Annotated in this window: 22 protein-coding genes and 1 tRNA gene; 12 read left to right on the top strand and 11 right to left on the bottom strand. The window is 70.4% G+C overall.

Features of this window, described 5'->3' with window-relative positions:
• The first annotated feature begins 182 nt into the window (after positions 1-182).
• Both A3CQ_RS0120175 and A3CQ_RS0120170 read left to right on the top strand, forming a co-directional pair.
• The gene (locus A3CQ_RS0120175; RefSeq protein ID WP_020512760.1) at positions 183-485 is read left to right on the top strand and encodes a MerR family transcriptional regulator; all 303 of its coding nucleotides are present in this window, start codon (positions 183-185) and stop codon (positions 483-485) included.
• Between the two features lie 393 nt (positions 486-878).
• On the top strand, positions 879-1541 hold the full coding sequence (locus tag A3CQ_RS0120170) for a DUF998 domain-containing protein (RefSeq protein WP_020512759.1): 663 nt from the start codon (positions 879-881) through the stop codon (positions 1539-1541).
• A gap of 239 nt (positions 1542-1780) precedes the next feature.
• On the opposite strand, the gene A3CQ_RS0120165 is transcribed toward A3CQ_RS0120170, so the two are convergent.
• The 4 genes from A3CQ_RS0120165 to A3CQ_RS53475 all read right to left on the bottom strand — a co-directional run bounded on the left by A3CQ_RS0120165 (position 1781) and on the right by A3CQ_RS53475 (position 4301).
• Positions 1781-1854: transfer RNA gene (locus A3CQ_RS0120165), tRNA-Ile, on the bottom strand.
• A 47-nt stretch (positions 1855-1901) separates the two neighbouring features.
• Entirely contained in the window at positions 1902-3164 is a 1263-nt protein-coding gene (locus tag A3CQ_RS0120160) for an NAD(P)/FAD-dependent oxidoreductase (protein WP_020512758.1), read from the bottom strand.
• A gap of 98 nt (positions 3165-3262) precedes the next feature.
• Positions 3263-3679 (bottom strand): RpiB/LacA/LacB family sugar-phosphate isomerase, encoded by a 417-nt coding sequence (locus A3CQ_RS0120155; RefSeq protein WP_020512757.1) that lies wholly within the window; start codon positions 3677-3679, stop codon positions 3263-3265.
• A 10-nt stretch (positions 3680-3689) separates the two neighbouring features.
• Complete coding sequence (locus tag A3CQ_RS53475) at positions 3690-4301, bottom strand: TetR/AcrR family transcriptional regulator (protein WP_211216651.1); 612 nt, start codon at positions 4299-4301, stop codon at positions 3690-3692.
• Between the two features lie 121 nt (positions 4302-4422).
• On the opposite strand from A3CQ_RS53475, the gene A3CQ_RS0120145 reads away from it, so the two are divergent.
• Genes A3CQ_RS0120145 through A3CQ_RS0120135 form a run of 3 tightly spaced genes read left to right on the top strand, consistent with a single transcriptional unit; the run spans position 4423 to position 7867 of the window.
• Complete coding sequence (locus A3CQ_RS0120145) at positions 4423-5217, top strand: SDR family NAD(P)-dependent oxidoreductase (protein ID WP_020512755.1); 795 nt, start codon at positions 4423-4425, stop codon at positions 5215-5217.
• Position 5218: 1 nt separating this feature from the next.
• Complete coding sequence (locus A3CQ_RS0120140; RefSeq protein ID WP_020512754.1) at positions 5219-6346, top strand: DUF5938 domain-containing protein; 1128 nt, start codon at positions 5219-5221, stop codon at positions 6344-6346.
• A 3-nt stretch (positions 6347-6349) separates the two neighbouring features.
• Positions 6350-7867, top strand: coding sequence for an acyl-CoA synthetase (locus A3CQ_RS0120135; protein WP_020512753.1), 1518 nt, complete (start codon positions 6350-6352; stop codon positions 7865-7867).
• 286 nt (positions 7868-8153) lie between these two features.
• On the opposite strand, the gene A3CQ_RS0120130 is transcribed toward A3CQ_RS0120135, so the two are convergent.
• Both A3CQ_RS0120130 and A3CQ_RS0120125 read right to left on the bottom strand, forming a co-directional pair.
• On the bottom strand, positions 8154-9209 hold the full coding sequence (locus tag A3CQ_RS0120130; protein ID WP_020512752.1) for a sensor histidine kinase: 1056 nt from the start codon (positions 9207-9209) through the stop codon (positions 8154-8156).
• On the bottom strand, positions 9206-9868 hold the full coding sequence (locus A3CQ_RS0120125; RefSeq protein ID WP_026205925.1) for a response regulator transcription factor: 663 nt from the start codon (positions 9866-9868) through the stop codon (positions 9206-9208). Before A3CQ_RS0120125 ends, A3CQ_RS0120130 begins: the two co-directional genes overlap by 4 nt.
• Positions 9869-9998: 130 nt before the next feature.
• Here A3CQ_RS0120125 and A3CQ_RS0120120 point away from each other — a divergent pair, with 130 nt between their 5' ends.
• The 4 genes from A3CQ_RS0120120 (at position 9999) to A3CQ_RS0120105 (ending at position 14139) form a co-directional block, all read left to right on the top strand.
• Positions 9999-10931 (top strand): ABC transporter ATP-binding protein, encoded by a 933-nt coding sequence (locus tag A3CQ_RS0120120; RefSeq protein WP_020512750.1) that lies wholly within the window; start codon positions 9999-10001, stop codon positions 10929-10931.
• On the top strand, positions 10928-12385 hold the full coding sequence (locus A3CQ_RS0120115; RefSeq protein ID WP_020512749.1) for a DUF1349 domain-containing protein: 1458 nt from the start codon (positions 10928-10930) through the stop codon (positions 12383-12385). The genes A3CQ_RS0120120 and A3CQ_RS0120115 overlap by 4 nt, the downstream gene beginning before the upstream one ends.
• A gap of 381 nt (positions 12386-12766) precedes the next feature.
• Positions 12767-13540, top strand: coding sequence for an ABC transporter permease subunit (locus A3CQ_RS0120110; RefSeq protein ID WP_020512748.1), 774 nt, complete (start codon positions 12767-12769; stop codon positions 13538-13540).
• A 92-nt stretch (positions 13541-13632) separates the two neighbouring features.
• Positions 13633-14139 (top strand): hypothetical protein, encoded by a 507-nt coding sequence (locus A3CQ_RS0120105; protein WP_020512747.1) that lies wholly within the window; start codon positions 13633-13635, stop codon positions 14137-14139.
• A gap of 13 nt (positions 14140-14152) precedes the next feature.
• Here A3CQ_RS0120105 and A3CQ_RS53470 read toward each other — a convergent pair whose 3' ends face one another.
• Positions 14153-15007 (bottom strand): NAD(P)-dependent oxidoreductase, encoded by an 855-nt coding sequence (locus tag A3CQ_RS53470; protein WP_040432630.1) that lies wholly within the window; start codon positions 15005-15007, stop codon positions 14153-14155.
• A 436-nt stretch (positions 15008-15443) separates the two neighbouring features.
• Here A3CQ_RS53470 and A3CQ_RS0120095 point away from each other — a divergent pair, with 436 nt between their 5' ends.
• Positions 15444-18254, top strand: coding sequence for a M14 family zinc carboxypeptidase (locus tag A3CQ_RS0120095; protein WP_245577280.1), 2811 nt, complete (start codon positions 15444-15446; stop codon positions 18252-18254).
• 121 nt (positions 18255-18375) lie between these two features.
• Here the strand turns inward: A3CQ_RS0120095 and A3CQ_RS0120090 are convergent, their stop codons facing one another.
• From A3CQ_RS0120090 to A3CQ_RS0120080, 3 genes are read right to left on the bottom strand one after another with little or no spacing between them, the layout of a single operon-like run.
• Positions 18376-18801 (bottom strand): SHOCT-like domain-containing protein, encoded by a 426-nt coding sequence (locus A3CQ_RS0120090; RefSeq protein WP_020512744.1) that lies wholly within the window; start codon positions 18799-18801, stop codon positions 18376-18378.
• Positions 18802-18814: 13 nt separating this feature from the next.
• A complete protein-coding gene (locus A3CQ_RS0120085) occupies positions 18815-19075 on the bottom strand; it encodes a hypothetical protein (protein WP_026205923.1) in 261 nt (86 codons plus the stop codon).
• A complete protein-coding gene (locus A3CQ_RS0120080; protein ID WP_211216650.1) occupies positions 19072-19446 on the bottom strand; it encodes a DUF2089 domain-containing protein in 375 nt (124 codons plus the stop codon). Before A3CQ_RS0120080 ends, A3CQ_RS0120085 begins: the two co-directional genes overlap by 4 nt.
• A 68-nt stretch (positions 19447-19514) precedes the next feature.
• On the opposite strand from A3CQ_RS0120080, the gene A3CQ_RS0120075 reads away from it, so the two are divergent.
• Positions 19515-20180 (top strand): DNA alkylation repair protein, encoded by a 666-nt coding sequence (locus A3CQ_RS0120075; RefSeq protein ID WP_020512741.1) that lies wholly within the window; start codon positions 19515-19517, stop codon positions 20178-20180.
• 6 nt (positions 20181-20186) lie between these two features.
• On the opposite strand, the gene A3CQ_RS0120070 is transcribed toward A3CQ_RS0120075, so the two are convergent.
• Positions 20187-22133, bottom strand: coding sequence for a galactose oxidase-like domain-containing protein (locus tag A3CQ_RS0120070; RefSeq protein ID WP_020512740.1), 1947 nt, complete (start codon positions 22131-22133; stop codon positions 20187-20189).
• 374 nt (positions 22134-22507) lie between these two features.
• On the opposite strand from A3CQ_RS0120070, the gene A3CQ_RS0120065 reads away from it, so the two are divergent.
• Positions 22508-23794, top strand: coding sequence for a vanadium-dependent haloperoxidase (locus tag A3CQ_RS0120065; protein WP_020512739.1), 1287 nt, complete (start codon positions 22508-22510; stop codon positions 23792-23794).
• Positions 23795-23818 lie beyond the last annotated feature (24 nt).

Below are 23818 nucleotides of genomic sequence, written 5' to 3'. Positions count from 1 at the left end.
CGAGAGGTGGTCTCCGGTCACGCTTACGCGATCCCCGCAGCCCAGCCCGCCGACGGCGGCAGGTGCGGATACGACAACCCGACGACTCTGTCGGTAGATGGTGTTTTGACCTACAACCCGGGCCCCGGCGCTTCCGCGCCGGGGCCCTCGTCATGGAGGTATATGTGGCCCAACCCGATGACATGTTCGGCGACGACGACTACCCCGCCTACACGATGGGCCGCGCCGCGGAGATCACCGGCGCTTCGCAGGACTTCCTGCGTCGGCTCGACGAGGCGAAGCTGATCACCCCGTTCCGCTCGGCCGGCGGACACCGCCGCTACTCCCGCTACCAGTTGCGCCTCGCCGCACGGGCTCGAGAGATGGTCGACCAGGGCATCGCGCTCGAAGCCGCCTGCCGGATCATCATCCTCGAGGACCAACTCGAAGAAGCCCTCCGGCAGAACGAGGAACACCAGCGCAGCCAAGAAACCGGCCCTATCTGACCCGATCACCTCACAGCCCTTCTCCACCGAGCGACATAGAAGCGTCGACGTCACGCGCCGAGCGTGACCGGAGCACCCCGCGCGGCCACGCACCGTGGGGTGCCCGGGGGGGTTGCCGGCGGGGTCAACCTCACCGATGTATCCGTCGAAGTCGGTGCCCGGCGCACGTACGGTGATCAGGTTCGTTGGCTCGCCGTGGCTCACCGATTTCGCTCGTACTGCCTCGTGCCCGGTCGGACGTTGGTCGGCGATCCGCTTCTCCGTGGAGTGTCAGCTGGGGTTGCTGCCGTCCGGCGGACCCGTCGGGGACGTTTGGCCCTGCCGACCGTCTCCCGCTCGGACGAGCGTCAAGACAGGAGAGCCCCGAACCGCTGAGCGAGGAGAGCGGTTGAGATGACGACAGCACCCCAGATTCAAGGAGCACCGGCCGCGACCGCACCGGCCCAGGCCCGGAAATTCAGACTCGCCGGACTGTGCCTGACCCTGGCCGGCATCGGCATCCTGATGGGCAGCATAACCGCCGAGGCCCTGTTCGGCGGGGCCTACACCACGCACGCCGACACCCTGAGCCACCTCGGCGCCTCCGAGCCGCCGGACAGCGTCGTCACGCAGCCGTCCGCAACCATCTTCGGCATCACTATGCTCGTCACCGGGGCGCTGATCCTGGCCGGCGCGTGGTTGATGTACCGGGCGGCCGCAGCGAAAGCCGCCAGCGTCTTCACTGCGCTGCTCGGCACGGGCGTATTCGGCGTGGGCCTCTTCCCGCTGACCCACCCCGGCCCGCACACGGCATTCGCGATGACGGCGTTCTTCTCCGGCGGCATTGCCGTGATTCTCTCTGCGCGCGGGACTGAGCAACCATTCCGCCCCCTGTGGACCCTGCTCGGGGCGATCTCGTTGGTGTCCATTGCCCTGGGCATCTTCCTCATGGATTGGACGCCGGTGGCCCGGCTGGGCGAGGGCGGCATCGAACGGTGGAACGCCTACCCGATCGTCCTGTGGCTCGTCGCATACGGCAGCTACCTGACCGCGACATGCGGCAGAGCCAAGCCATGACCGTGGCTACACGCGGAATGCTTCCGCCGGGTGAGCCACACCCGCCGACCTGGCCCAGCCACCACGCGGTTCCCAATGCCTCGTTCGACTTGCAGTTCGTCAGTCGCGGCGCCGGCGCGTCGCGTACGTCATCGCCGACGGACGCATGCCAGCCACCGGCCGGTCGACCGCGACCGAACCGCGGGAGCGCGACCACCGCACCGCGGGGTGTCCGGGGGTCGCTCCCGGAGCAGGAATCGTGGGGCGGACGGGACTCGAACCCGTGACCGATCGATTATGAGTCGACTGCTCTAACCCACTGAGCTACCGCCCCTTACCGGCGGCGATCCTAACCCGCCAATCAACTCACAAGCCACCGATCTACGCCGTCACCCGCGCCCCCAGCCAGGACAGGACCGCGCCGGCCGTGCGCCAGCCGCCCGCGAGCGCCCCCTGGATCGACGGGCTGTCGCGGTGATCGCCGGCCACGAACAGGCCGTCGCCGAGGTCGACCGGTTTGCGGAGGTTGGCCTGGGGCACGCGGGCCGAGGGCAGCGCCTCGGGGATGCTGACGATCTCGATGAGCTCCCACGAGTCGGTCGGCACGCCGTACATCCGGGCCAGCTCTACCCGGATCACCGTCTCCGAGGCGCTCGACGGAGCCGACACACCCACCACCGAGGCGGCGATCAGCGATTTGCCGCTCGGCGCGTACTCCGGCGCCGCGTTGCTCACCACAACCGTGTTGGCGATGATCTCCCGCCGGTCGCCGTCGAGCAGCAGGGTCGGCTCGTCCAGCGGCGCCCGGTCGGCCCCGAAGTAGAACGTCGTCAGCCCGTGCATGTCCGGCGCCGGCAGATGCGGCAGCAGCGTCGCCGCCGTGGCGGGATCGGTGGCGACCACCACGGCCCGGCATCGAAGCTCGCCACCCTCGGTGACCACCATCCCGGGTCCCAGCGACAGGGTGCGAGCCCCGATCAGCAACTGTGGGTAGGGCAGCGGCCCCGCGACCGCGGCCGGCAGCGCGCCCATCCCCGCGGCCGGCACCCCCACCCGCCCCCGGGTGAAGGACCGCAGCATCATCGCGAACACGTGACTCGACGTGTCCAGCGACCGGTCCGCGAAGACGCCGGAGAGGAACGGCCGCAGCATTTCCTCGATCATCCGATGGGACAGGCCGGCCTTGCGCAGCATCTGCTGGGTGGTCGTCTCGCGCTCCTGAAGCAGCCGCGAGGCGGGCATCGTCGCGCACCGGGTGGCGAGCGCCGCGAACTTCAGCCGGTCACTCAGCGTGCCCACTCCCGAGGTCAGCGTGCCGGCCGCCGCGAGCGGGTCGCGCACCGGGTTCTCGAGCCGGTGCAGGCCGCCGCCGCGCCGCACGAGCACGCCCGAGGTGAAGTACCGCATGTCCAGCGCCCCGATGTCGATCAGCGCCGGGATCCGCGGGTACGCCGTGTTGAGCGCCTGGAAGCCCCGGTCGAGCCGCCAGCCGTCGATGATGTCGGTGGTCACGCGTCCGCCGATCCGGTCGGCGGCCTCGACGAGCAGCCACTCGACTCCGGCGCGGTCCAACCGGCGGGCGGCGGCGAGTCCGGCGAGTCCGCCGCCGACGATGACGACATCCACCTCCACGGGCTGCGACACGGGCACCTCACAAGGGGACGAAACAGGCGAGTCCCAGCCTAACGGCGAGCGCTGGTCAAGGCAGGCGAAACGGTCACGCCCCCGTTTGAAGCAGCGAGTCAGGGTCGCTCGATGCCGGCTATGTTCTCCGCCTCGTCGGGGTCTGGAGTTGCGGTTTCCAGGAAGGCGCGCAGCACCTCGACCGCCACGTCCGGGGCGAGGCGTTTGAGGCTCATGGCCAGGACGTTGGCGTCGTTCCAGAGGCGGGCGCCGCGAGCGATCCAGGGATCCCAGGCCACGGCCGCGCGTACACCGGGAATCTTGTTGGCGGCGATCGCCGTGCCGGTGCCGGTCCAGCACATCACCACGCCGTAGTCGGCTCGGCCGTCGATCACGGCCTGGCCCACGAAGCGGCCCAGGTCGGGCCAGGTGGGGGACGCGTCGGGGCGGATGAGCTCGTGGCCGTCCTCGGTCAGGGCCGCGGCCACCGCTCGGGTGGTCTCGTTCTCGTCGTCGGTGGCGAACGCTACCCGCATGCCCGGCAGCCTATGCGGAGGGTTGCCGGAACATCAGCGGCAGGATGGCGCGCACCTGGGCGGCCAGGCCGTCGAGGACCGGTTCGCCGCCGGCGGTGTAGGCCAGCAGCGCCTGCTGGAAAAGACCATCGAGCATGCCGTACGCGGCCGCGGAGGTCACCAGCGACGCGTGTCGGGACAGCGTGGCGTAGCGGTCGATGACGCGCCAGATCATCGCCTCGAGGGCAGCGTCGATCTCGGTGATGGCGTCGCGGAGCGCCTCCTCGAACATGCTCTGGGTGCGCAGGTCGTACCAGAGGCGGTGCATGGGCGCCTCCTCGCGAATGGTCTGCGCCAGCTTCGCCGCGAACGCCTCGACCAACTCCTCGGCTGAGGTCGAGTCGCGTACGACGGCGTCGTAGCGGGTGACACAGCGCGCCTTGTAGTAGCGAACGCTGTAGATCACCAGCTCGAGCTTGTCCTCGAAGTAGTAGTGCACGACCCCGTGGCTGAACGGCGAATTGCCGGCGATCTCCCGCAGGCTGGCCCGCGCATAACCCAACTCACCGAGCGTGAGCAGCGCGGACTCGGCCAGCTCGTCGCGGCGGCGGTCGAACTTGTCGACCGGTCGGGTTGCAGTCACGAGGTCATCGTACGGGGTCATCGAACGGGCCTTGACAAGCGTCCAAACTTTTCTTGACAACTGTCAAGCACAGGCATGTGATGTAGGTCTCGTCCGAGTCCACACCACCCCGGGAGCTTCCATGGCACAAATCGATCTCACCGGCCGCCGCGCCCTCGTCACCGGCGGCGCGCAGGGCCTGGGCGAAGGCATGGCCCGCGCGCTCGTCGCCGCCGGCGCTTCCGTCGTCATCGCCGACGTTCAGGACGACCTGGGGCCCAAGGTCGCCGAGTCGCTCGGCAACAACAGCGGCTTCGTGCATCTCGACGTCACCGACGACAACGGCTGGGCGGCCGCCGTCGAGAAGGCGATCGGGATCCTGGGCGGGCTCGACATCGTGGTCAACAACGCCGGCGTCGAGATCACCAGCCTGATCGTCGACCTCGAGTCGTCCGCCGTCCGCAAGATGCTCGACGTCAACCTGCTCGGCACCGCGCTCGGCATCAAGCACGCCTTCCGGGCCATGCGTCCGGGCGGCGCCGCCGGCTCGGGCGGGGTGGTCGTCAACGTGGCCTCGGTGGCCGCGACCATCGCGTTCCCCGGCATCTCGATCTATTCCGCCACCAAGTCCGGCGTCGACCGGCTCACCCGGGTTGCCGCCATGGAATCCGGGAAGCTCGGTTACGGCGTACGCGTGAATTGCATTTATCCCGGTCTTGTGCCGACCGCCATGGGCGCGGGGCTCGCCAACGACGTGGCCCGGCTGGGGTTGTTCGGTTCGCCCGAGGAGGCGGTCGGCGCGGTCGTCGAGCTCACGCCGTGCGGCCGGTTGGGCGAGGTCAGCGACATCGCCGATGCCGTGGTGTTCCTCTCGTCCGACGCGGCCTGCTTCATCAACGGCGTCGGCCTGCCGGTCGACGGTGGAATGGGGATGTGACATGGCCGCCAAGCCCGTCATCGTCTACGGCGCGTCCGGCTACACGGGCCGGCTGATCTGCGAATACCTGCGCGAGTACAACGTCCCGTTCGTCGCGGCCGGTCGGGACGCCGCCAAGATCAAGGCGTCCATGCGGGAGAACGTGGCCGGGATCGAGACCGCCGACTACGAGATCGCCGAGGTCGGCCACGACACCAAGGCCCTCGCCGAGCTGTTCGCCGGATCCGCGGTGGTCTGCAACACCGTCGGACCATTCAGCGTGTACGGGCCGGAAGTCGCCGAGGCGTGCCTGGCCGCCGGCACGCACTACCTCGACACGACCGGCGAGCAGGACTGGATGATCACCTGCGACGAGAAGTACGGCGCCGACTTCGCCGCGGCGGGACTGCTGCTGGCGCCGGGCATCGCGCAGATGTACACGACCGGCGAGATCGCGGCCGAGCTCTGCCTGGAGAAGCCCGGACTGGACACTCTGGACATAGCCGTGTTCTGGGGCGGCAGCCCGACCATCGCGTCGACGCTGACGATCCTGGTCAACGCGGCGACCTCCGGCGCGTACCGGCTCGAGCAGAACCGTTACGAGGCCTGGGACCCGGAGGCCGGCCTGTACCAGCTGGTGCTGCCGGGCCAGCACGAGCTCGCGCTGGCGCTGCCGTGGGGCGGCACCTCGCACCCGGTCTGGTACCGCAACGACCCGCGGGTCGCCAACGTCAAGGTGCTCGGTGGCGTCTTCAACCGGGCGTTGATGAACGGCGTGCCGCAGATCGTGACGGCCGCCGTCGAAGCCACAAAAGACATGAACCCCGATGAGAGGTACGCGGCCCTGACCGCGACCGCGGCGCAGGTGATGAACCAGATGCCGCCTCGGGAGAACCCTCGCCTGAACAAGTCGGTCGACTCGGTGCACGCCTCCGGGCCGCTCGGCCGCGCGCATTGCGTCATCTACGGCAACTCGAACTACAAGCAGACCGGGCTGATGCAGGCGTACGCCGCCTATCACCTGCTCCAGCGGCCGCCGCGGCGGGTCGGCTTCGCGTCCGGCTGCCAGGCCTTCGGCCACCGCGAGCTGCTCGGCGTGCTGGAGAGCTTCGGCCTGGTCCGCGAGCCCACGGTCACGGTCGAGCGCTGAACCATGCGGCTTGTCGACTATCTGGACAAGGGCGCGTCGCTCGACCCGGACGCGCCCTGCCTCACCACCGACGGTGAGACCCGGACGTACGGCGAGGTGCGGGAGCTCAGCTTCCGCATCGCGGCGGCCCTGGCCGCCCGGGGAATCGTTCCCGGAGAGCGTGTGGCGGTGCTCTCCGGGAACGACCCGACCGCCTTCACCTGCGTGTTCGGGATCAGCCGGGCCGGCGCGGTCTGGTGCCCGATCAATCCACGCAACGAGGCGTACGAGAATCGGGAGTTGCTGGATCTGTTCGGCTGCAAGGCGCTGATCTATCAGGCGGCGTTCGCGCCTCTGGTGGCGAAGATCCGCGATGAGCTGCCGGCGCTGACGACGCTGGTCTGCCTCGACACGGACTGGGATTCGTTCCTGGACTCCGCCGGGCCGGACGACGAGGACGTCGATCTGCCGGCCGTGGACGACCTCGCCATGATCGTCGGCACCGGTGGCACCACCGGGCGGCCGAAGGGCGTCGAGCTGACCGGGGCCAACCTGCTCGCCATGACGGCGATCACGCTGATGAGCTACCCGTGGTCGGATCGGCCGGTCTATCTGGCGCTCGCCCCGCTCACCCACGCCGCCGGGGTGCTGTGCTTCCCCGTGCTGGCTCGCGGCGGCGAGATCGTCATCATGCGCAAGCCCGACGTGGCCGCGTTCATCGAGCTCATCGAGCGGCACCGGGTGACGCACACGTTCCTGCCGCCCACGCTCATCTACATGGTCCTCGCCCACTCCACTTTGGATGACGCCGATCTGTCATCGCTCCAATGCTTCTGGTACGGCGCGGCACCGATGTCCGCGACCCGCCTGGCCGAGGCGCTGCGCCGGATCGGCCCCATGGCGCAGCTGTTCGGCCAGACCGAGGCACCGATGATGATCTCCACGATGGCTCCGGCCGACCACTACCTGCCCGACGGCAGCGTCGCGGTGTCCCGCCTGTCCTCGGCCGGCCGCCCGTCGCCGCTGGTCACGGTGGCCATCATGGGCCCGAACGGCGATCTGCTGCCGCGCGGCGCAACCGGCGAGATCGTGGCCCGGGGCTCGCTGGTGATGCGCGGGTACCACCGCGATCCGGCGGCCACCGCGGCCGCCTCGGCGCACGGCTGGCACCACACGGGCGACATCGGCTATCTCGACGACGAGAACTACCTGTACATCGTCGACCGCGCCAAGGACATGGTGATCACCGGCGGCTTCAACGTGTACTCGACCGAGGTAGAACAGGCCCTCATGCAGCACCCGGCGGTACAGGACTGCGCGGTGATCGGCCTCCCCGACGACAAATGGGGCGAACGGGTGACCGCGATCCTCCAGCTACGCGCCGGCGCCACGGTCGACAAGGAGGAGGTCGCCGCGTTCGTGAAGGCGCGCATCGGCAGCGTGAAGACCCCGAAGCAGATCGAGATCTGGGACGACCTGCCGAGGTCAAAGGTCGGCAAGGTTCTCAAGGCCGACCTGCGCACGCGCCTGTCGCCTGGATGAGGACGGCCGGGGCGCTTTCCCAGGCCGGGCTGGGCGCGGGCCGGTCAGCCGGGCTGGGCGCGGGCCGGTCAGCCGGGCTGGGCGCGGGCCGGTCAGCCGGGCTCGGCGCGCCCCAGCCAGCCGGGCTCGGCGCGGGCCGGCCAGCCGGGCTCGGCGCGTCCCAGCCAGCCGGCCTGGGCGCGGGTCGGTCAGCCGGGCTCGGCGCGCCCCAGTCAGCCGGGCTCGGCGCGCCCCCCAGCCAGCCGGGCTCGGCGCGTCCCAGCCAGCCGGCCTGGGCGGGTGCCGGTCAGCCGGGTGAGAAGTCGACCGTGACCTGGAGGCCGCCGCCGGGTCGTGGGTCGACCGTGAGCGGTGCGCGGTGCACCTGGGCGATGGCGGCAACGATGGCGAGGCCGAGGCCGTGCCCATCGGTCTGGTCGGTGCGGTCGGTGCCTAAGCGCTGGAACGGCTGGACCAGCCGATGGATCTCGGCCGGCGGAACGACGGCGCCGGTGTTGCTGACCGTGAGAAGCCCCGAGCCCGTCGTCGCGATCTCGACGGTTCCGCCGGGGACGTTGTGCCGCACGGCGTTGCCGACCAGGTTGGTGACCAGGCTCGCGGCCAGCGCCGGGTCGCCGGTCACAGTGGCCGGAGCGAGCGCGGTGATCATGCGGATGCCGTGCTCCTCGGCTTCCGCACGGTGATCCCGGACCGCCTTTTCGGTGAGGGCGGTGAGATCGAAGGGTTCCCACTGCTCGACTCCCTGATAGCCGTTGGCCAGGGTGAGCAGCGCGTCGATCAGATGCTCCTGCTGCCGCCCCACGTCCAGCAGCTCACGGAGCGCCGATCGAAGCGTCTCGGCCGAGGCCTCCGGGTCGGCCAGGGTGAGCTGGAGCAGGGTTCGCTGCACGGTCAGCGGTGTCCGCAGCTCGTGCGACGCGTTGGCGACGAACTGCCGCTGCGCGGTGAACGCCTCGTGCAACCGCTGCAGCAGACCGTCGAGGGTGTCGGCGAGCTCGATGAACTCCGCGTACGCCGCCGGAACCCGCAAACGGCTGTTCAGGTCGTTCGCCGACATGGTGCGGGCGGAGTGGGTGATCGCGGTCAGCGGTCGCAGCGCCCGGCCGGCGATGAGCCAGCCGAGCGCGATCGAGACCACGGCGAGGACGGCCAAGGCGACCGCGGAGTACCGCAGCACGTCGGCAAGGTTGCCGAACATAGCCGGTTGGCGGGTGGTGCGGCCGCCGCTGAACGCCCCGAGCGCCACGAAGGCGAGCAGCACCGTGCCGCAGGCGAAGACGAACGCGGTGTGCAGCAGCGCGAGCCGAGTGCGCAGTCGGCGGCGCGGGGGTGGGCGGGTCACGGCGGATCGATCCGATAGCCGCCCTCGCGGACGGTCTGGATGGCCGGCGGCTTGCCGAGCTTGAGGCGCAGTCGCCCGATCGTGGTTTTCACCGTCGTCGTGAACTGGTTGGCCGCCTCGTCCCAGACCCGCTCGAGAAGCTCTTCCGTGGAGACGACGCGACCGCCGGCGGCGAGAAGATGCTCCAGAACCGCGAACTCCTTCGGGCTGAGGTCGAGCCGGCGCCCGGCACGGGTCGCGACCAGGCGGTTGGGATCGAGCGTCAGGTCGCCGTTGTCGAGCACGGGCGGCAGCGGGGGACTGCTGCGGCGCCCGAGCGCGCGGACGCGCGCCACCAACTCGGCGAAATCGAACGGCTTGGGCAGATAGTCGTCGGCGCCCAGGCTCAGGCCCTCGACCCGGTCGCGGACGGCGCCGGCCGCGGTGAGCATCAGCACGCGCTCGCCCGCTCCGCCCGCCACGATCCGGCGGCACACCTCGTCACCGTGCACCCGGGGCAGGTCACGATCGAGAACCACGACGTCATAGCGAGTAGCGGCCATCTGCTCCAGCGCGGCGTGGCCGTCGAGAGCCACATCCACGGCCATCGCCTCGCGGCGAAGGCCTTCGGAAATCAGCGCGTTCAGCGTCCGGTGATCTTCAACCACCAGCACCCTCATGATCAAAAATCCTTTTCCTTGTACGGGGGTTTCGCGCGCCTCGGCGTCAACGATGCCAGCCGGGAGGTGACAACGGGGTGACAGCCGAACGCACCGAGCTGTCACCACCGCCCGCGTAGAACTCGATGCCATGAGCGATGCCACGATCGAGGTCGTCGACCTGAGAAAGCGGTACGGTCCGACCACCGCGCTGAACGGGATGACGTTCACGGCCGCGCCGGGCCGGGTGACCGGTTTCGTCGGGCCCAACGGCGCCGGCAAATCCACCACCATGCGGATCATCCTGGGGCTGCACACCGCTGACGCCGGGTCGGCGCTGGTCGGTGGCCGGCCCTACCGGTCGCTGCGCCGCCCTTTGCTTCACCTGGGCGCGCTGCTGGATGCCTCCGCGCTGCACCCGGCCCGGAGCGGGCGCCATCACCTGCTGTGGCTGGCGCGATCGCAGGGTCTGGGCCTCCCCCGGGTCGACGAGGTCATCGAGCAGGTCGGGCTGGCCTCGGCGAGCCGTCGCGCCGCCGGCGGTTACTCGCTCGGCATGCGGCAGCGGCTCGGCATCGCGGCCGCGCTGCTGGGCGACCCACCGGCGATCATGCTCGACGAGCCCTTCAACGGCATGGACCCCGAGGGCATCGTGTGGCTGCGCGGTTTCCTGCGTGCCCTGGCCGCGCAGGGGCGTGCCGTGCTCGTGTCCAGCCACCTGATGAGCGAACTGCAAGGCATGGCCGACCACGTCGTGGTGGTCGGCCGCGGCCAGGTCATCGCCGACAGCAGCGTGGCCGATCTGATCGCGACCGCCTCGGGCGATCGGGTGCGAGTGCGCACCAGCGCACCGCGACCGGCCACCGCGGCGCTCGCCACCGCGGGCGCGCAAGTAACGGAGGCCGAGGGCGACGTGCTCGATGTGCGGGGCCTCGCCGCCGAGCGGATCGTCGCGGTGCTCACCGCCGCCGGGGTGCCGTTCTCCGAGATCGCCCCACACCGCGCCACCCTCGAGGAGGCGTATCTCGATCTGACCGGCGATGCGGCCGAGTACCGCGCCGCCACTGCCGGAGCGACGTCGTGACCCTGCGCGCGGAATGGACCAAATTCATCTCGGTACGTGGATGGGCGCGAGGCATCGCGGTCGCGGCGCTGCTGATCGCGATCTTCCCCGTCGTCGGCCTGGGCGGCGGGGGCAACGAGCACGGGTCGACGCTCCCGATCGGGCCGGACGGCGAACCGGTCAGCGCCGCGTTCTACTTCGTTCACCGCGCCCTGTCCGGCGACGGCCAGATCACCGTCGCGGTCACCGGGCTCACCTCGGTTCGCGCCGATGTCGACGGCACGGCCGCGCCCTGGGCCAAGGCTGGACTGATCATCACCTCGGGACCGGCGCCCGGCTCGCGCTACGCCGCGGTCATGGCCACGGGCGGGCACGGCATACGGATGCAGCATGACTATCTGCACGATCGCGCCGGGCCACCCGGTGCCGTCTCCGCCTCCGCGATGCGCTGGCTGCGGCTCACCCGCGCCGGCGAGATGATCACCGGCGAGGCCTCGACGGACGGCAGAGCCTGGAGCCGGATCGACACGGTACGGCTGCCCGGGCTGGCCACCACCGTCCAGGCGGGACTGTTCGTAGCCTGCCCGCCCCGGGTCAGCGGGATCGGCACCGCCAGCGACACGGCGACCGCTGAGTTCGGCAGTCCTCAACTCGCCGGTTCGTGGTCCGCGGGCAGTTGGGCCGGTGACCAGGTCGGCGCGCACACCGCCAGCTTCGCCGGCTATGCACAGGGCGGTTCGGGCGGCTTCGCTCGCACCGAGAGCGGATTTACCGTGACCGGCGCAGGCGACCTCGCCCCGGCCACTCGCAGCGACGTCGCCGTCGGAGCCGTCGCCAGCGACCTGCTCGTCGGAACGTTCCCGGCACTGATCGTGGTCGTCGTCGTGGCCACCCTGATGATCACCACCGAGTACCGGTACGGCCTGATTCGCAGCACGCTGAGCGCCGGCACGCGCCGGGGCCGGGTGCTGGCGGCCAAGGCCACTGTCATCGCCGGCGTCACGTTCATCGCCGGCCTGCTCGCCACGGTCATCGCGCTACCGCTGTGGCTGCGGCTGGTCCGCGGCGTCGGCGTCTATCTGTTCCCGGCCGCACCGGCCGCCCTGCTCCGCGCCGAGGTCGGCACCGCCGTCGTGCTCGCCGTCACCGCGGTCTTCGCCCTGGCGGTCGGCACCATCCTGCGCCGCAGCGCCACCGCCGTCACCACAGTCGTCGCGGCCACCGTGCTGCCATATTTCCTGGCGCTGATCCCATTCCTGCCACCGGCCATGGCGCAGTGGCTGACCCGCTTCACCCCCGCCGCCGCCCTCGCCGTGCAGCAAACCGTCACCCGCTACCCCCAGGTCGACAGCGTCTACACCCCCGCGAACGGCTACTACCCCCTCCCACCCTGGGCCGGCCTGGCCGTTCTTTGCGGCTACACCACCCTCGCCCTAGCCATAGCCGTCCTCCTCCTACGCCGGCGCGACGCATGACTACGCCCAACCGCGCAAGAAGAGCAGGACGACCGCGTGAGGCCGAAGGGACGCACGCGGCCGCAGGGACCCACGCGGCCGCAGGGACCCACGCGGCCGCAGGGACCCACGGCGCCACAGGGACCCACGCGGCCGCAGGGACCCACGGCGCCACAGGGACCCACGCGGCCGCAGGGACCCACGGCGCCACAGGGCCTATGGGGCTGAAGGGACCGATAGGGCCGGCGGGACGACGAGGCCGATGGGGCCAGCGGGATGAACGAGGCCGGTGAGGCGGGCGGGATTGGCGGGGCGGGTGGGACCGGCGGGACGCATGGGACTGGAGGGGGAGATGGGACCGGCGAGGCGGATGGGACCAGCGGGACGCATGGGGCTGGAGGGATGAGGCTCGACGGGGGCATGGGTGTCGCGCTGATGGCCGTTCGTGCGGAGTGGACGAAGCTTCGCACCACGCCCGGGCCGGCGTGGCTGCTGCTGGTCACCGGTGCGGTCACCGTCGCGCTGGGCGCCGCGGTGTCGTCGGCCGCTGCTTGTGCGCGCGACGGTTGCGGTATTGACGGCGTTCGGGTGGCGCTCGGCGGGGTGTATCTGGGGCAGGCCTCGGTCGCGGTGTTGGCCGTGCTTGTGGTCAGCGGCGAGTACAGCACCGGTCTGATCCGCACGACGTTTGCGGCCACGCCCGGTCGCGCTACCGTGCTGGCCGCCAAGGCGGTGGTGCTCGCGGTTGTGGTGGCTGCCGTCGGGAGTCTTGCCGTGGTCGGCTCGCTGCTGGTCGCGGGGATGATCGGGCTTCCGCGGCTCTCGGTTGTTGACGGGCCTATGTTGCGGGCCGCTGGTGGGTCGGTCGTCTACCTGGTGTTGATCGCGGTCCTCGGCCTTGGTGCCGGTGTCGTCGTGCGTGACTCGGCGGCCGCGATCGGCGCCGTGCTCGGGGTGCTTTATCTGCCGCCGATCCTCGGCACGATGGTGGCCGACCCCCACCTGCACCGCCTCCTCGAACGGGGCGCGCCGATGAGCGCCGGACTGTCCGTCCAGGCCACCACCGACCTCCGCCAGTTAGCCATCGGGCCTTGGGCCGGCCTGGGCGTGCTCGCCGTGTGGTCGGGCGGCGCGCTCCTGGCCGGGGTGCTCCTGCTCCGGTCTCGCGACACGTGATGGCGTCGTTGCGGTCGACCTCCGCGTTGACGCGTTGGCGTCGAGGTCGGCGGGGCGTTGGGTGAGGGGTTGTGCGTGTTAGCGTGCGTTTTATGACGGTTGATTTGACGCCGTACGTTAAGAAGCTTGTGCTGCCGGGGGGCTTTGAGCCTCCTCGGCGGCTGGAGTTTGGCGATGTTGTGGCGCATGCGATCAGTCGAGATGACGTTGTTGCGGACGTGTTGGGCATCAACGCCAGCCTTGAGCTCATCCGGGAGACGCGGGGTGGGCGCTGGCCGGAGGGGCCGGTCACGGAGGACGAGAACTACGTCGACCTGGTCTGGCACGAGTGCGAGTTTCGGGACGGGAAGTCGTTCACGTTCTGGCTCGAGGGGGTTGGCCGCGGCTACATCGGATGCGCCTACCTGTATCCGCTTGGCGTTCGGGCGCCGTTGACTGTCGAGCTTGCTCGCCACGACGTCGACGTGAGCTGGTGGGTTACGCCGGAGGCGTTCGAGGCCGGGTACTACCAGCGCGTCTTCCGGGCGCTCGAGCACTGGGTCGTCATCGACTATCCGTTCACCCGGCCGCACTACTCCAACGTCCGGATGCCGGAGTGACCGCGCTCGGCGATCACTGAGTCAGGCCGTCGGCCACCTGGGCAGCGGTGATGTCGCGCGGGAGCGTTTCAGGTTGTCCGACGGCCAGTGGGCGGGTGGCCACGTCGGACCAGACGGTGGCGAAGGCCTCGAACAGCGACGGCGTCAGTCCGGCCCCGGCCTGGGATTGGGCGATCTCGTGCATCTCGGCCACATAGCGGTGGGCCTTGGTCGCGGCCAGGGCTACCTCGTACGGGGTTCCGAAGCCTTCGCCGAGGTCGGCCATCACCTGATCCAGGACGCCATACACCGAGGCGGAGCGGATGGCCTGGGTCATCAGGCCCATCAATCCCTTGTAGACAGATGCGGTGGACATCTTCACGGCGCTCGCGGCGCCGACCCGGTCGCCGACCACCACGGGGGTGGCGTGCGTCCAGTGCAGCTCGGCCACCTCGGTGGCTCGGGGACCGGAGAGGTAGATCCTTGCCCCGGGCCGGACCGTGGGTGGCGGGCCCGAGATCGAGCCGTCCACGAAGTCGAGCCCGGCGGCGGTGATCACCTCGGCGGCCGCGGCGGCGGTCGTCGGTGACGTGGCGTTGAGGTCCACCACGAGAGGCCGCGCGGCGACGCTCGGGGTCGCCGCCAGCGCGGCGATCTCGGTGGCGGCGTCGACCGCGGCCCCGGGCGGCGTGACCACGAGGATCACGTCCGCCTCGGCCAGCACGTCGAGCGGGCTCGCGGCGATACGCAGCCCGGCATCGTGCGCCAGGCGGGCCGTTCGAGCCGATCGGCCCGCCAGCGAGGTGACGACGTCGTGCCCGCCCGCGCGCAAGGCCCACCCGAGCCCGGATCCCATGTGCCCGGCACCGACCAATCCCACGATCTTCATAGGGTGAAACCTAGCCGCCGACGAACCAGGCCGGGCTCGGCGCCGGGCGGTGGGCGCCGGGTGATGGGCACCGGGTGATGGGCACCGGGTGATGGGCGCCCGGCGGTAGGCACCGGACGGTGGGCGCCCGGTGGTGGGCACCGGACGGTGGGCGCCGGGTGATGGGCGCCGGGCGGTGGGCGCCGGGCGGTGGGCGCCGGGCGGTGGGCGCCGGGCGGTGGGCGCCCGGTGGTGGGCGCCCGGTGGTGGGCGCCCGGTGGTGGGCGCCNGGTGGGCGCCCGGTGGTGGGCGCCCGGTGGTGGGCGCCCGGTGGTGGGCGCCGGGCGGTGGGCGCCGGGTGGTGGGGATAAATAAATGTCTATGTTGACCGCTTTGAAATTAAGGCCATAGGCTGCGAATCGTTTCGAGTCGCTTTCCGGGAAGGAAACAGGGCACGATGCGAATTCCGGAAATCTCCCCCAGAATGGTTCCGTCGGCGCGGCTGGCGGGTGCCTTGGCGGTCGTCCTGACGGCGGCCCTGACTCCCCTGTTGACCGGGACCGCGGCGAGCGCCGCCCCCTCGACCTCCTCGTCGTGCAGCAACGACCCCTCCGCCCACCTGAGCACGGTGCCGAGCCCCGAGACGTTTCTCGGATTTCCGCTCGGCCTCGGCCAGCAACGCGTCGTGACCAACGCCGAGATTCGCGATTACCTGGGCGCGGTGGACAAGGCGTCCGACCGGGTGGTCACCGGCACGATGGGCACCAGCGTGCTCGGCCAGCCGCTGACGTACGCCGTCGTCTCCGACAGCCGCCAGGTCAGGAAGGGCACGCTCGACGAGATCGCCGACGAGATCCGTGGCCTGCGGGACCCGCGCACGATGCGGGCCGCCGAGGCGCGCCGGATCGCCGCCAACCGGCCGGCCATCGTCTGGATCGCCGGTAACGTGCACGGCGGCGAGATGAGCGGCGCCGACGCGTCCCTCAAGACGCTGTACGAGCTGGCCGCCGGCCTGTCCTGCGCGGTGCGGCAGCGCAACGACAACCTGATCACCGTGATCCTGCCGACGCAGAACCCGGACGGCCGGGACGCCGCCCGGCGGCAGAACGAGTTCGGCTTCGACCTGAACCGGGACTGGTTCGCGCGCACCCAGCCCGAGACCGACAGCAAGATCGAGTTGCTCCGGGAGCTTCCGCCGCAGGTCTTCGTCGACGCGCACGAGATGGGCGGCCAACGCTACTTCTTCCCGCCGAACGCCGACCCGATCCATCACGAGATCGCCTCCGAGCCGGTCGACTGGATCAACCGGATCGGCGAGGCCAACAAGGCCGCGTTCGGCTACAACGGCGCCTGCTCCGAGACCGTCACCACCGAGTGCTACTTCAACTACGACACCTACGACCTGTTCTACATGGGCTACGGCGACACCGTGCCGGCCACCGGTTTCGGCGCGGCCGGCATGACGTACGAGAAGGGCAGCACCTCGGCCGTCCAGGACCGGGTGCAGCAGCAGTTCACCACGCAGTGGGCGACCCTCGGCTGGGCGGCCGGCAACAAGCGTGAGGTGCTGAACAGCTACTACAAGATCTGGTCGGACGCGCTCGCCGAGGGCCGGGCCGGCGCCCTGGAGCCCAACGAGGTGGTCCAGCCGGAGAACGAGGTCCAGTTCCCGGTGCCGGACATCACGATCAAGTCGTACTTCCTGATGCCGGGCCGCCAGCTGGCCGACGTACGCCGGCTGGTCGAGCGTCTGCGCAAGATGGACGTCGAGGTGTACGAGGTCAAGTCGCCGCTGAAGGTAAGACACGCCCGGATCTTCGGCGGTCGCACCGGCGCCGACGTCACCGTGCCGGCCGGCGCGTACTGGATCCCGATGGAGCAGCCGCAGAAGCACTGGATCCAGGCGACGCTGGGCGAGGACCCGTACGTCCCGTTCCCGTACTTCTACGACGTGTCCTCGTGGAGCAACCCGCTGCTGATGGGCATCGACACCATCTACACCGGCGATGCGGTGCGGCCTCGGGCCGAGCTGGTCAGGCGGATCGAGGGCGGCCGGACGGGAACGGCACCCCGCAACGGCTCCTACACGTACCGCCTGGACTCGGCCGCCGCTGCTCAGTTGACGTTCCAACTTCTGGGTCGCGGTGCTCCGGCCGTACGCAAGCCGGGTGTTGATGTTGTTGAATTGCCGGCGTCAGCCGTCACGCCCGAGGTCGACAAGCTCGCGAAGTCACTCGGCGTGAACCTGACGCCGAGCCGGAGCCCGGCCACCGGAACGGCGATCGACCGGCCCGACGTCGGACTCTTCCGGGGCACCGGCATCTCCACGACCTCGGGTTCCTACGGCGAGGCCCGATACGTGCTGGGCCAGCGGTGGGGCCTGAACCTCGCGCCGGTCACCACGGCCGACATCAACGACAACACCACAGCATTCACCGACCGTACGGTGTTGCTGGTGCCCGACGGCAGCAGCGCGACCGGCGGTCTCACCGCGACCGGCCAGGCGAACCTGCGGAACTGGATCGCGCAGGGCCACACCTACGTCGGGCTGCGCAACGAGGGCACCCGGGTGGCCCGCGCCGCCGGGCTCACCTCGACCACGGAGAAGGCGAAGCCGGCCGACTACCTGGTGATCGGCTCGCATCTGCGGGTGGACGTGGACGGCAGCAGCCCGGTCGCGCTGGGCCGCCCGGCCGAGGACTTCGAGTTCAACAACGGCGACTCGATCCTCAACCCGAGCACCACCGGCGTGAACGTGCTGACGTACCCGAGCGACGACACGTTCTGGTACAACGGCTACACCGTCGGCGCTGACGCCCTGAAGGGCACGGCCGCGGTGGTGGACGAGCCGACCGGCGCCGGGCACGCGGTGCTGTTCGCGTACAACCCGCTGTTCCGCGCGTACAACGAAAGTGGCCTGCAGATGGTGGCCAATGCGCTGCTGTACCCGGCGGCGAGCACCCCGTCGGCGCTGCGTACCAGCGGCGTCGATCCGGCTCGCGCGGCCGCGGCGGCCGAGCCGGCGCCGGCCAACGTCGGCGGCGAGTGGCGGCCGTCCCGCATCCAGGTGGCGACCGCCGACCTGGCTCGCACCCAGAGTCTGGTCGCTAAATACACCAACACGGCCACGGTCGCGGTCGTCGGGGACGACGCGTACCTGACCATCCCGAACCCGCTCGGCCTGCAGTTCGACGAGCATCCGTACCTGCGGGATCTGGTGGGCGACCTGCGGTCGGCCGGAATTCCGCTCCGCTCGGTCGTGGGCTGAGAACGCCAGGGGCCCCTGGGCTAATCTCAAACTGGCAGTACGTGTTCCGTTGTTACGGGCGCGACCTCGGGGAGGTGTTCCAGCACCTTCCCGAGGGCCCGTCCAGTTCTCCGGACGGCGGTCACTCGCTGAAGATGCGGACCTTGGCGTCCGCCTGGTCGACCTCGACGGTCATCTCGTCCAGGTGCTCGACGAGTTCCTCGAGCTGCTCGGGCTTGAGCTGGGTCAGATCGAACGGCACTCCCGACTTGGCCAGTTCCGCGTTGGCCTTGCCGAGCGCCTCCGGCGGGATCAGCGCGGCGAGCCGCACGCCGGCCCGGAGCAGCTGCAGCGGCACCCTGATGTTGACCCGGCTCGGACCGTCATGGTCGTTCGCGTCGACCACCACTCGCAGGTACCGCGGTTTGCCGTTCGGCCGCGGAGCCGGCGCCGGAACCGCCGGAACCGGACGGTCGCTTTCGAGGGCGGCGATGAGCCGGTCCGCCTCGTCCGCGGTGATCTTTCCCTCGGCGAGCATCTCGAGGATCTCCTTGCGCTGTTCGCTCACTGAATTTGCCTCTCTATCTGATGGAAACGAGCACGGCGGTGTGCGCGTACTCGAGGTCGAACCGGGTGCCGGGGAGAGCGGAGACGATCCGCCACCCCGAGCCGAGCGCCGGGAACACCCGGATCCGGTAGACCAGGCAGGCGACCGTGGCGACGGCCACCGCCAGAACCAGTACCGGGGACAGGATGAGCAGTACGGGCAGCACCGGAACCCAGACCCGGACTCGGCGGCCGGTGCGGGGTTTCACCCGCACGGTCACGAGCTGTGGAATCATGCGTGACCCTCCAACTCCTGCAAGGCCTGCTGGGCGTCGATCTCGCCGCGGCGCAGGCGGTCGATGACGTCGGCCCGCGACGGCGCCGGATCGGTCTCGACGAAGTCGAGCAGCTGAGAGATCCGGTTGAGTCGCGACTTGATCGTCGGGTAGCTCACCCCGAAAATCCGCTCCATCTCCTTGATGGAACCGTGGCAGCGGACGAACGCCGTGACGAACACTTGGTCCTCGAGGCTGAGCTGCCCGAGCTGCGGGGGCTCGAACTGACCCTCGATCGCCACGCCGCCGGCCAGACGCACCCGCTCGACGACGAACGGCCGGCCTCGGGTGAGGTTCGTGAGTTCCTGCCAGTCCATCGCACGCTCTGTCATATCTCAATTTGTACCTTGAGTTTCTTCATCTCTCAACATGTCGATCTTAATTTTCTTGAAAACCGAAGGTGATCGTGACAACGACGGCCGACGTGATGGCGGAGCTGGCCGCTCTCGAGGACCCGAAGGCACGCGAGGTGAACCGCAGGCACGGCGACGACCACGGCGTGAACCTCGGCGCCCTGCGCGCGATCGCGAAGCGGCTGAAGACGCAGCAGGACCTCGCGCGCGACCTCTGGCGGACGGGCGATTCCGCGGCCCGGCTGCTGGCGATCCTGATCTGCCGCCCGAGGGAATTCGGCCGCGACGAGCTGGACGCGATGCTGCGCGAGGCGCGCACCCCGAAGGTGCAGGACTGGCTCGTGAGTTACGTGGTGAAGAAGAGCCCGTACCGCGAGGAGCTGCGCCTGGCCTGGTTCGCCGATCCCGATCCGGCGGTCGCGAGCGCCGGCTGGGCGCTGACCACCGACCGCGTGGCGCGGAAGGCCGACGGCCTCGACCTCCCCGGGCTGCTCGGCGTCATCGAGGCGGAGATGAAGGACGCCCCGGACCGCCTGCAGTGGGCGATGAACCACTGCCTGGCCCAGATCGGCATCGAGCACGCCGAGCACCGCGACCGGGCGATCGGCATCGGCGAGCGCCTGGGGGTGCTCAAGGACTACCCCACGCCGCCGAACTGCACGTCACCGTACGCGCCGATCTGGATCACGGAGATGGTGCGGCGGCAGGGGTAGGCGGGCCTACCAGGTCCACTTCTGGAGGGCGGCGCCGTTGCAGGTCGCGAGCTGGATCCGGGCGTTGTTGGCCGAGGAGGCCGCGGCCAGGCACATCGTGGTCTTGCCGATCGGGCGGATCGTGCCGTCGGTGCCGAATTGCCAGGTCTGCGCGACCGTTTTGTTGCAGGTGTACTGCCAGACCCGCTGACCGGCGACGAAGTTGCGCGACGGCACGTCGAGGCAGTTGCCGAGGACGCGCAGCGACTTGTCGTCCGGCAGCCGGGTCAGCGCCTGCGCCCTCGTGCCGTTGCAGTTGTATCCCTGCAGGTAGGTCCTGATCGTCAACGTGGACGCCGGCACGTCGAGGCATCGGCCGGTGCTGTTCCGGACCCGGCTCATCAGCGGGTTCGGGCCCTTGGCGACCTGGACGATCCTCGCCAGGGCGGGAACCCCGTTCGCGTCGAGGATGAAGAGCATGTAGTAACCGGGCGGCGCCACCCCGCCGTTCGGCGGGCCGGTGACCGTCAACGTCGTACCGGAAACCGTGAATTTCAACGGCACGTAGCGCTGGCCCTGGTCGACGCCGTGGGTCACGTCGGCCAGCCCGACCAGCGCGACCTTCCTGATGCCCGCCGCCTGCGGGGACGAGACCGCGAAGCTGCCGCCGATGCCGACGCTCGCGGGCGCCGCGGCGATCTCCGGTCGCGTCGCGGGCGTACCGGTGCCGTCCTTTTTGAAGAGGTACGGCGGGGAGAAGTACTCGACGTTCTTCTCGAGATAGCCGACCGTCATGCAGACGGCGCAGATTCCCCCGCCGCCCGTCATGACCCGCCCGTCCGGCAGCAGCATGGCCGTCGAGTGGTACTGCCGGATGCGGCTCGCGCTCGCCAGCACGCTCCACCGACCGGTCGCGGGATCCCAGCGTTCGGCGGCCGTCGCGGCGTGGTTCAGGTCGACGAGGCTCGAGGTCGCCGCGCTGGTCAGTCCCCCGGTCGCCAGCACCGTGCCGTCGGCGAGCAGAGTCGTGTCGAACTGCTTCCGCCCGGTCGCCAGCGAGCCGGTCGGCGCGAAGGACGGGGCCGGCCCGGCGCCACTGTTCACGACGACCGCGGTCCGGGTGGGCACGTTCGCGACGCCGCCCTCGGTGAGCTTGCCGCCGCCGGCCACCACCGACTTGCCGATGTCGTACGTGGCGAAACTGCCATAGTCCCGGGAGATGCTGTCGCGTGTGCCGGTCGCCGTGATGACACCGGTCCCCGAGGTGTTGATGGTGTACGCGGCGGCGTACGGCCCGATCAGCCCGAGCTGGGTGTCGGGCCGTGAAACCAGGAAGGGGTACGCCCGGGCCTTGTACTTCGTGAAGCCGGTGAGCGCGCGGATGGCGCCGTTCGCCTGGTACACCTCAGCGGTCGCGGGGCCGCCGCCGACGATGACATGTTCGCCGTTGGCCGTCTCCGCCACCGACGGGTACCAGCGGGCGCCGGCCATGTTGGCGCCGCGGGTCCAGGTCTCGGCCTGCCAGTCGAAGACGTACGTGGTCACGGTCCCGTCGAGCTGCTGGTCGGCGTTTCCGCCGGCGACCAGGATGTTGCCGTTCGCGAGATGCGCGAAGCCCGCGCAGAAGATGTTGGTGCCCTGCAGGTCGACCCGTTTGGCCGTGTTGTCGGCCGGATTCCAGACCATGGCCCGCGTGAAGGTGTGATCGGGGTACGACTCGGCCGCGTTGTCGCCGACCGAGTCCCAGATCAGTACCTTGCCGTTCGGCAGCAGCGCGTCGAACACCGGGACGACGGGCGTGTCGACGACCGGGCTCCACGATCCCGACAGCCCGGGGTCGGCCGACACGGCGGCCGCCTTGACCCGCGGCGCCGTTCCCGGACGCACACCGGTCTGGCGCTGGATACGTGCCGCGTTCTCGGCGGTCTGCCGCTCGATGACCGTTATCGGCGTTCCGGCGAGGTCCTCGGCCATGTGCTCGTGCTCGTCGTCCAGCCCGTGGAGATGCTCGCGGACAATTCGGGGGCCGGCGGAAGAAAAGCCCGAAGCGGCGGTCGAATTGACCGCGGAAATCCCAAAAAGGAGCAATGCCAAAAAGGCCCCGGAAACGACGAGACCACGACGCGTACGCATGGAAAGCCCTCCCCGTAAAGACCGTCTCAAGTGGGCGAAGGGTAACCAATAACTAACCCTCGGTTAAGACTGTCTTCAATGTCCACCTGGCTCGCGAGTGCTGGCCGAACGGCCGGTGCTCGCGTCCGATTCCCTACAGAGCGGCACCTCCGCGCGTCCGGGCGAGGCACGGTACAGCCAAACACCCATACAGCCGTCTCGATGGGGAGGCGTTGATGGTCCGGAAGCTGCTGTTCGCCGCCGTGCTCGGTCTCGTGGTCAGCGGGCTCGGCGTGCCCGCGACCGCCGAATCGAGCCGGGCCGACATCGACGCGGCGCGAAGCTGGAACGAGTTGGCCCTCGACGCCGTACGCACGACCCGGGCCGCCGACGCCGACGCCGCCCGGCTCTACGCCATGCTGAACGTGGCCATGTACGACGCGGTCAACGGCCTCGCGAGGTCACCACGGGCGGCGGCGCTGGTCACCGGACGCGGCCCTCGCGGTGGTGACGAGCAGGCCGCCGCCGCGGCCGCGGCGCACGCCGTGCTGGTGCGGCTGGACGCGCCCCGAGCCGCCGGCTATGACGCGGCGCTCGCCGCCGATCTCGCCCGGCTCGGTGGCGGCCACGGCGTGACGAGCGGGGCGACCTGGGGCCGCGATGTCGGCGAGCGGGTGGTCGCCGCCCGCGCCGACGACGGCTCCACGCCGGTCGAGACTCAGGAGGCCGGCACCGGGCCGGGCGTGTTCCGCGCCGCGTGGTTCGGTGTGCAGTATCGCGATGTCCGGCCGTTCGGGACCGCCGATCCGTCGACGTACGTCCCGGGCCCGCCGCCCGCGCTGGACTCGGTCGCCTACGCGGGCGCCTTCGCCGAGGTGGCGGTGCTCGGCAACGCCGCGCTCCCGGCGCCCGACCTGCTCGCCACGTTCCAGTTCTGGTCACTGCCGGCCGGCTCGGACCAGCCGCCCGGCGAGTGGCTCCGGATCGCGCTGACCGTCGCCGGCGACCGCCGGCTGCCGCTCGACGAGCAGGTCCGGCTGACCGCCCTGCTGACGATGGCCCTCTCCGACACGACCGTGGCGACAGTGGCGACCAAGTACACGTACCGGCATTGGCGTCCGACCACGGCGATCCGGGAGGCCGACACCGACGGCAACCCGTCGACCACGGCCGATCCCGGCTGGACGGCCCGGGCCGGCGCCGTGGGCGGCACGCCCGAGTACGTCTCGGGGCACAGCTCCTACAGCGGAGCGGGCGCCACCGTGCTGGGCGGATTCTTCTGCACCGACGCGATCCCGTTCAGCCTCGCCACCGATTCGGCGCCGGGCGGCGCGGCCCGGAGCTACCCGGGATTCCGGGCGGCCGCCACCGAGGCCGGCCGGTCGCGGATCTTCGGCGGTCAGCACTTCGAGTTCAGCAACCAGGCGGGGCTCGAGATCGGCCGCGGGGTGGCGGGCGAGGTGCTGGCCACGCGCCTGCTCCGCACCGGCGGGCCGACGCATTTCGGGGCATGCCCGCGCTGAGGGGAACGGGATGAAATCGTATGC

It is taken from the genome of Paractinoplanes globisporus DSM 43857 (assembly GCF_000379645.1).
Classification (GTDB): Bacteria; Actinomycetota; Actinomycetes; order Mycobacteriales; family Micromonosporaceae; genus Actinoplanes; species Actinoplanes globisporus.
The sequence above is the reverse complement of the archived record's forward strand: the minus strand, read 5'-3'. Positions and strand labels throughout refer to the sequence as shown.

Excerpts from the sequence above, each read along its gene's own strand:
- A3CQ_RS0120145 (WP_020512755.1), top strand. The coding sequence starts at position 4,423 with ATGGCACAAATCGATCTCACCGGCCGCCGCGCCCTCGTCACCGGCGGC.
- A3CQ_RS0120065 (WP_020512739.1), top strand. The coding sequence starts at position 22,508 with ATGGTCCGGAAGCTGCTGTTCGCCGCCGTGCTCGGTCTCGTGGTCAGC.
- A3CQ_RS0120140 (WP_020512754.1), top strand. The coding sequence starts at position 5,219 with ATGGCCGCCAAGCCCGTCATCGTCTACGGCGCGTCCGGCTACACGGGC.
- A3CQ_RS0120135 (WP_020512753.1), top strand. The coding sequence starts at position 6,350 with ATGCGGCTTGTCGACTATCTGGACAAGGGCGCGTCGCTCGACCCGGAC.
- A3CQ_RS0120105 (WP_020512747.1), top strand. The coding sequence starts at position 13,633 with ATGACGGTTGATTTGACGCCGTACGTTAAGAAGCTTGTGCTGCCGGGG.
- A3CQ_RS0120125 (WP_026205925.1), bottom strand. The coding sequence starts at position 9,868 with ATGAGGGTGCTGGTGGTTGAAGATCACCGGACGCTGAACGCGCTGATT.
- A3CQ_RS0120070 (WP_020512740.1), bottom strand. The coding sequence starts at position 22,133 with ATGGCCGAGGACCTCGCCGGAACGCCGATAACGGTCATCGAGCGGCAG.
- A3CQ_RS0120110 (WP_020512748.1), top strand. The coding sequence starts at position 12,767 with ATGAGGCTCGACGGGGGCATGGGTGTCGCGCTGATGGCCGTTCGTGCG.
- A3CQ_RS0120120 (WP_020512750.1), top strand. The coding sequence starts at position 9,999 with ATGAGCGATGCCACGATCGAGGTCGTCGACCTGAGAAAGCGGTACGGT.
- A3CQ_RS0120155 (WP_020512757.1), bottom strand. The coding sequence starts at position 3,679 with ATGCGGGTAGCGTTCGCCACCGACGACGAGAACGAGACCACCCGAGCG.
- A3CQ_RS0120095 (WP_245577280.1), top strand. The coding sequence starts at position 15,444 with ATGCGAATTCCGGAAATCTCCCCCAGAATGGTTCCGTCGGCGCGGCTG.
- A3CQ_RS53470 (WP_040432630.1), bottom strand. The coding sequence starts at position 15,007 with ATGAAGATCGTGGGATTGGTCGGTGCCGGGCACATGGGATCCGGGCTC.
- A3CQ_RS0120080 (WP_211216650.1), bottom strand. The coding sequence starts at position 19,446 with ATGACAGAGCGTGCGATGGACTGGCAGGAACTCACGAACCTCACCCGA.
- A3CQ_RS0120175 (WP_020512760.1), top strand. The coding sequence starts at position 183 with ATGTTCGGCGACGACGACTACCCCGCCTACACGATGGGCCGCGCCGCG.
- A3CQ_RS0120170 (WP_020512759.1), top strand. The coding sequence starts at position 879 with ATGACGACAGCACCCCAGATTCAAGGAGCACCGGCCGCGACCGCACCG.
- A3CQ_RS0120085 (WP_026205923.1), bottom strand. The coding sequence starts at position 19,075 with ATGATTCCACAGCTCGTGACCGTGCGGGTGAAACCCCGCACCGGCCGC.